We start from the raw sequence: 6,385 nt of genomic DNA on the forward strand, positions 1-6,385 counted from the left end.
CGTGGTGCGGCCGCCGGGGCCCTGGGCCCACCGCGAGATCTCGGCCAACGGCATCCGGCTGCACGTCGCCGAGTGCGGTGAGGGGCCGCTCGTGGTGCTGCTGCACGGGTTCCCCGAGTTCTGGTGGTCGTGGCGCCACCAGCTCACCGCCCTCGCCGACCACGGCTACCGGACCGTGGCGGTGGACCTGCGCGGCTACGGTGAGTCAGACAAGCCACCGCGCGGCTACGACCTGTGGACCCTCGCCGGGGACGTCGCCGGGCTGATCCGCGCGCTCGGTGAGCCGCGCGCGCACGTCGTCGGGCACGACTGGGGCGGACTGATCGGCTGGACGCTCACGGCGCTGCACCCGCGGCTCGTGCGGTCACTTGCGGTGCTCGCGGCGCCGCACCCGCTGGCCGTCCGGTCGGCGCTGCTGCACGATCCCCGCGGACAGCTCGTCGCCTCGTCCTACGCGGTGGGGTTCCAGCTGCCCCGCTGGCCCGAGCGTTCCCTGCGGGCCCACGACGGGGCGCGGATCGAGACGATCATGCGCGACTGGGCCGGACCGGGCTGGATCGACTCGGACGACTTCGCGGCGGCCGTCGAGCACAACCGGCGGGCGATCCAGCTGCCCGGGGTCGCGTACGGCGCGATGGAGTACTACCGCTGGGCGTTCCGGTCGCAGGTGCGGATCGAGGGACGCCGGTTCGCGGCCGCCGTCGCGCGCCCGCCGGAGGTGTCGGTGCTGCAGATCCACGGCGCCGACGACCCGTGCCTGCTCGTCCGCACCGCCGAGGCGTCGCGGCGGTGGGCGGGGCCGGACCACCGGCTCGAGGTGCTTCCCGGCGTCGGCCACTTCCCGCACCAGGAGAACCCGCTCGTCGTCGACCAGTTGCTGGCGGCGTTCCTGAAGTCCGGGTCCGCGGGGCCCACCGCCTGACTGGAAAGCGCCGACTCGCGCGCGGGAAGGTGCCGACTCGCGCGCGGAGAAGTGCCGACTCGCGGGTGGGGCGTCAGGCCTCGTCGCGGCTCAGCATGGCCTCCTCGAAGTCCAGGCGGCGCAGGACGCGGCGGAGCACCTCGTCGTCGATGGCGCCGGAGTCGCGGCGTTCCACGAACGTCGAGCGTTCCTCGTTGAGCATCTCCCGGCGCAACCGCCGGTAGGCGACGCTCGGGGGCTCGCCTGCCTCTGAGTCGGGGCGGCCCAGCTGCTCCCACACCGAGTTGGCGCTCTGCTGGGCCAGGTAGCGCAGCTTCTGCACCATGTGCGGGGTGCTCTCGGTGCCCTCGGTCAGCTCGTCCAGGCGCCCGATCGCGGCCTGCACGGCGTCGTACTGGGTCTGGGCCTCGGCGAGGACGTCGGCCTGGAAGCCCGTCTCGCGCACGCCGAGCCTGCGGATCACCGTGGGCAGGGTCAGGCCGTGCAGCAGCAGGGTGGCCACCGTCACGAAGAAGGCCAGGAACACGATCGTCTCGCGGCCGGGCACCTCGGCCGGGATCGCGAACGCCGCGGCGAGCGTGACCACACCGCGCATCCCGGACCACGAGATCACCGCCGGCACCTGCCAGGGCGGGCGTGGACTGCTGCGGCGCACCCGGGCAGACAGCACGCGCGGCACGTAGGTGGCCGGGAAGACCCACAGGATGCGTGCGACCACGGCCGCCACCGTCACGATCACGCCGGTGACCAGCAGCGGCCCGATCGGGCCCGCCTGGGCGAGCACGGCCGTGAGCTGCAGGCCGATCAGCGCGAACACCACCGACTCCAGGATCGTGTCGCTGGCCCGCCACACCGCCTGCTCCTGCAGCCGGGTGGCGTAGCCGCTCTCGGGCGCGTGGTGACCCAGGTAGAGGCCCGCGACGACCACCGCCAGCACGCCGGACGTGTGCGCCTCCTCGGCCACCAGGTACACCCCGAACGGCACGACGAGCCCCAGCGCGCTCTCGATGTTGGGGTCGTCGAGCCGGCGCCGGACCGCGTGCACCACCCAGCCGATCGCGAGCCCGATCACGGTGCCCCCCACCGCCGCGAGCAGGAACATCCCGATCCCCGACAGCGGCGTCATCCCGGTGCCCGCGGCCACGGCGACGAACACCCGGAACAGCGTCAGGGCCGTGGCGTCGTTGACGAGGCTCTCGCCGCCCAGGATCGTCATCATGCGCCGCGGCAGGCCCAGCCGGCGCCCGATGGACAGCGCCGACACCGCGTCCGGCGGGGCGACGACGGCGCCGAGCACCAGCGCGGCGGGCAGCGACAGCCCCGGCACCACCCACCACGCCACCAGCCCGACAGCCACGGCGCTGAACACCGGCAGCCCGATCGCGAGCAGGCCGATCGGCCGGACGTTGGCGCGGATCCCCATGTAGGACGACTCGAGCGCCGCCGAGTACAGCAGTGGCGTCAGAACGACGAGAAGGACGATCTCGGGGTCGAACTCCACGGCCTCGACGCCCGGCAGGAACGACGCGGCGATGCCGACGACCACCAGGACGAGCGGGGCGGAGACGTCGAGCCGCCGGCAGATCCAGGTGACCGCCAGCGCCCCGACGACCAGCAGGAGGAGGGTCAGCTCGATGTTCATGCTCACGAGGAGCAGGATGTCTCATGATGAGCTGCGATCACACCATTGAATTCGAGTCCCCGTCCTGGGGCGAGCCCCGCCCCGGCGCCGACGACGAGTGCCAGGACTGCGCGGAGCTGGGCGAGAACGTCTGGGCCCACCTGCGCATGTGCCTCACGTGCGGGCACGTGGCCTGCTGCGACTCCAGTCCGCACCGGCACGCCACCGCGCACCACGACGCCACCGCGCACCCGGTCATGCGCTCCTACGAGCCGGGCGAGCAGTGGCGCTGGTGCTTCGTGGACCACCGCATCGTCTAGCCGGGGAGCAGCCCGATCGCCTCCCGGGCCGCGTCGACCCTCGCCCCGGCCCGCTCGCGCGCCCGCCGGGCGCCGTCGCGCAGCACCGTGCGGACGTACCCCGGGTCCTTCTCCAGCTCCCGGTACCGCTCCCTGATCGGGTCGAGGGTGGCCACGACGGCGTCGGCCACCGCGGTCTTCAGCTCCCCGTACCGGTCGAACCGCCCGGCCAGCCGCGCCGGCTCGTCGCCGGTGCACGCCGCGAGGACGGTCAGCAGATTCGAGACACCCGGCTTGCGGGCGGGGTCGAAGGCGACCTCGCCGTCGGCGTCGGTGACGGCGCGCATCACGGTGCGCCGCAGCACCTCCGGCTCGTCGAGCATCCGCAGGACGCCGGTCGTCGACGCCGACTTGCTCATCTTCGACGTCGGGTCGGCCAGGTCCATGATCCGTGCGGCCACCGGCGGATTCACCGCCCTCGGCACCGTGAACGTGGGCCCGTAGCGGCCGTTGAACCGGATCGCGACGTCGCGGGCGAGCTCGACGTGCTGGCTCTGGTCCGCGCCGACGGGCACCTCCTCGGTGTCGTGGAGCAGGATGTCGGCGGCCATCAGGACCGGGTAGGTCAGCAGTGAGAGCCGGACGTGTTCCTGGCGGCGGGACTTCTCCTTGAACTGGATCATCCGGCTCGCCTCGCCGTAGCCCGTGGTGCACTCGAGCAGGTAGTGCAGCTCGGTGTGCTGGGGCACGTGCGACTGGACGAAGACGAGGCAGGCGTCGGGATCGGCGCCCGAGGCCAGCAGCAGCGTCACGAACTCGAGCGTGCGGGCGCGGACCTCGGCGGGGTCGTGGTCGAGGGTCAGGGCATGCAGGTCGGAGACGAACACCACCGTGTCGGCGGACTGCTCGGCCACGATCGGCCGCACGGCGCCGATGTGGTTGCCGAGGTGCAGGTGGCCCGACGGGGTGAAACCGGTGAGTCGGCGAGGCATGGTCAGCTCCTGGAGCGAGGGACCGCCCACCCGGGGAGGAGCCGGAAACGCCACGCGGCCGCCCTGGTGGGGGCGGCCGCGAGGGGGAGGTGGGTACGCGGAGAGGTGGTGCCGCCCGTCAGGGGCGCCACCAGCCGAGCCGGGCTGCGGTCCGCATGACCGGGGAGGCTATCAGCGCGCAGCCGCCTCGGGCACCTCTCACCGCGGAGCAGATCGGGCGGTTGCTCGACGAGACCGCGCCCGTCGACCGGGAGGGACCGACCCGGATCCTCGACGAGGACGCCCCGGTGCCCGCGGAGCCGGCCTGCGACGGGCGTGCCGGCGTCGTCCTGCCGGCCGGGGCCACCGGTTGACCCCGGTCGCGGGTGTCCGCGCGGCTCGACGGGCTGTTCGGCGGCGGCGCGATCCACGTCGAGATCGATCTCTCGGCCCTGCTGTTCGGGTTCCACTCCGGAGCGTACGTGTGGTCGACCGTGGCCCCGGGCGATCTGGAGACCGCCGGGCACGCGTTGTCGCTGCACCCGGAGACGGGCTCCGCGGCCACCGTCACGGGCGCCGCGAGCCCGATGGCGGTGGTGAACTACCGCGACACCGAGGAGCTCTACCGGTTCGTGACGACGAAGGTCGGCGCGCTGCCCGCCGTGCGCCAGGCCGAGGTCGTGCCGGTGTTGCTACGGGTCGAACAGGCCGGAACGCGCTGCGGGGCGACCGGTCGGGGCTCCCGCCGCGCCGGATCAGCTGGCGCCCGCGGCCCGGACGACGAGCGCGATCACGAAGCCGAGGAAGCCCAGGACGCCGACGATCATCAGCACCTTGGCCGGCAGCGGCACGGTCCCCGTGTCCTTCACGCCGCGGGCGGCGAGCAGGTTGCCGACGCCGATCAGCGCCATGCTCAGCGGGGCGACCCACAGGAACACGAACACCGATCCGACCGCGAGGACGAGGGCGGCCGCACCCGCGAACTGGTGTGAGCGCACGCGGCGGGTGCGGTCGTCGATGTCGGTCACCCGGCCATCATCCACGACTCCCTGAGGAGTCGTCCTCGCAGGTCACGCGCCGCCACCGCGGTGTCCGGGTTGTCCGTGAACATCCCGTCGACGCCCGCGGCCAGGAACGCCGCGTACTCACCGAAGACGTCGCCGTAGCCAGAGGGGTCGTCACCGCGGCGCAGGTCGGCCGGCAGGAAGTGGTTCTCGTTGCGGAACGTGTACGGGTGCACCAGCAGCCCGGCCGCGTGCGCGTCGGCGACGAGCGAGGTGGGGGTGCCCAGCTTGCCGTCGGCGTCGCGGGGGATCACGAGGTCCTTGTCGGGGCCCAGCCCGTCGGCGTAGCCGGCGATCTCCGCGAGGCCCTCCGGCGTCACGAGGTCCTCGGTGGTGCGGGGGTCGCCCGTGGCCACGAGGTCGGCCGGGACGGTGCCTTGCTCCACGAGCTGGGTGATCGGCACGCTGAGCTCCTCGCGCACGGTGCGCAGGAACGCCGTCTCGAACGACTCGACCACCACCGCGCCGTCGGGGGAGTCCACGCCGGCGTCGCGGAGCGCACGCACCACAGCGTGCTCCAGCGGCAGCCCGGCGGCGGCGAAGTAGGTGGGGTTCTTGATCTCGGCGTAGATCCCGATCCGGCGGTCCAGACGCGCCGAGAGCCGTGCGCACAACGCCAGGACCTCCTCGAACGTGGCGATGCCGTAGTGCCCGTCGTAGATCGTGTTGTTGCGCCGGACGTGGGGGAGCCGCTCGACGGCGCGCAACGTCCGCAGCTCGGCGAGGGTGAAGTCCTCCACGAACCAGCCGTCGTGCACCTCGCCGTCGACGGTCCTGGTGGTGCGCCGGTCGGCGAACTCGGGCCGCGAGGCGACGTCGGTGGTGCCGCCGATCTCGGGCTCGTGCCGCGTGACGAGCGCGCCGTCGGCGGTGATCACGAGGTCGGGCTCGACGTAGTCGGCGCCCATCCACGCGGCCAGCTCGTACGAGGCCAGGGTGTGCTCGGGCCGGTAACCGGACGCGCCGCGGTGGCCGATCACTACGGGGGTGCGTTCAACGAGGGCCGTGCCGGTACCGCGAGTGGGTCGGGGTCTGGGATCCACGGCGAGGAGTGTGCCCGCACGGCGCGGCGGCCACATCGCCGTGCGGCGTCGGACGCACATCGATGGAGTGAACGGCCGACGCGGGCGTCGGAGGTGATCAGGGGGGATCTAGGCTTTCGAGCCGTGCGCGTCCTGGTAGTGGGATCCGGTGCCCGAGAGCACTCCATCGTCCTCGCTTTGGCGCAGGACCCGCAGGTGACGGCACTCGCGTGCGCACCAGGCAACGCGGGGACGGTCGCGGTGGCCGAGCAGCGCGGTCTCGACGTCGGGGACCCGGCTGCCGTGGCCGCGCTGGCGCTGGACTGGGAGGCCGACCTCGTCGTGATCGGCGCCGAGGCGCCACTGGTGGCCGGCGTGGCCGACGCCGTGCGCGCCGCCGGGGTGGCGTGCTTCGGCCCCACCGCGGAGGCCGCCCGCATCGAGGGCTCCAAGACGTTCGCGAAGGACGTCATGGCTGCGGCGGGG

The 6,385-nt window shown here is 73.3% G+C and carries 6 protein-coding genes and 3 pseudogenes; 5 read left to right on the forward strand and 4 right to left on the reverse strand.

The features are described from left to right. Nucleotide 1: 1 nt before the first annotated feature. Nucleotides 2-922, forward strand: a complete 921-nt coding sequence (locus BGP03_RS34720; RefSeq protein WP_298799197.1) for an alpha/beta hydrolase — start codon at nucleotides 2-4, stop codon at nucleotides 920-922. Nucleotides 923-995: 73 nt separating this feature from the next. On the opposite strand, the gene BGP03_RS34725 is transcribed toward BGP03_RS34720, so the two are convergent. Then, nucleotides 996-2,564, reverse strand: coding sequence for a Na+/H+ antiporter (locus BGP03_RS34725; RefSeq protein WP_296376691.1), 1,569 nt, complete (start codon nucleotides 2,562-2,564; stop codon nucleotides 996-998). A gap of 23 nt (nucleotides 2,565-2,587) precedes the next feature. On the opposite strand from BGP03_RS34725, the gene BGP03_RS34730 reads away from it, so the two are divergent. Continuing rightward, complete coding sequence (locus tag BGP03_RS34730) at nucleotides 2,588-2,863, forward strand: UBP-type zinc finger domain-containing protein (protein WP_363095048.1); 276 nt, start codon at nucleotides 2,588-2,590, stop codon at nucleotides 2,861-2,863. On the opposite strand, the gene trpS is transcribed toward BGP03_RS34730, so the two are convergent. Then, nucleotides 2,860-3,834, reverse strand: a complete 975-nt coding sequence (trpS, locus tag BGP03_RS34735; protein ID WP_296376673.1) for a tryptophan--tRNA ligase — start codon at nucleotides 3,832-3,834, stop codon at nucleotides 2,860-2,862. The two genes, BGP03_RS34730 and trpS, sit on opposite strands and share 4 nt — an antisense overlap. A 155-nt stretch (nucleotides 3,835-3,989) precedes the next feature. Between trpS and BGP03_RS34740 the strand changes: the two genes are divergently transcribed. Both BGP03_RS34740 and BGP03_RS36195 read left to right on the forward strand, forming a co-directional pair. Then, nucleotides 3,990-4,187 (forward strand): hypothetical protein, encoded by a 198-nt coding sequence (locus BGP03_RS34740; protein ID WP_298799198.1) that lies wholly within the window; start codon nucleotides 3,990-3,992, stop codon nucleotides 4,185-4,187. Between the two features lie 120 nt (nucleotides 4,188-4,307). Further along, a pseudogene (locus BGP03_RS36195) lies at nucleotides 4,308-4,493 on the forward strand (Lrp/AsnC ligand binding domain-containing protein); the annotation flags it as partial. Between the two features lie 75 nt (nucleotides 4,494-4,568). On the opposite strand, the gene BGP03_RS34745 reads toward BGP03_RS36195, so the two are convergent. Together BGP03_RS34745 and BGP03_RS34750 are read right to left on the reverse strand one after the other, a co-directional pair. Continuing rightward, the gene (locus BGP03_RS34745; RefSeq protein WP_296376678.1) at nucleotides 4,569-4,841 is read right to left on the reverse strand and encodes a hypothetical protein; all 273 of its coding nucleotides are present in this window, start codon (nucleotides 4,839-4,841) and stop codon (nucleotides 4,569-4,571) included. Further along, a pseudogene (locus BGP03_RS34750) lies at nucleotides 4,838-5,860 on the reverse strand (glycerophosphodiester phosphodiesterase); the annotation flags it as partial. The pseudogene BGP03_RS34750 and the gene BGP03_RS34745, both read right to left, overlap by 4 nt. 183 nt (nucleotides 5,861-6,043) lie before the next feature. Here BGP03_RS34750 and BGP03_RS34755 point away from each other — a divergent pair. Continuing rightward, nucleotides 6,044-6,385, forward strand: a pseudogene (locus BGP03_RS34755) (phosphoribosylamine--glycine ligase); the annotation flags it as partial.

This window comes from Pseudonocardia sp. 73-21, from assembly GCF_001899645.1.
Taxonomy (GTDB): domain Bacteria; phylum Actinomycetota; class Actinomycetes; order Mycobacteriales; family Pseudonocardiaceae; genus Pseudonocardia.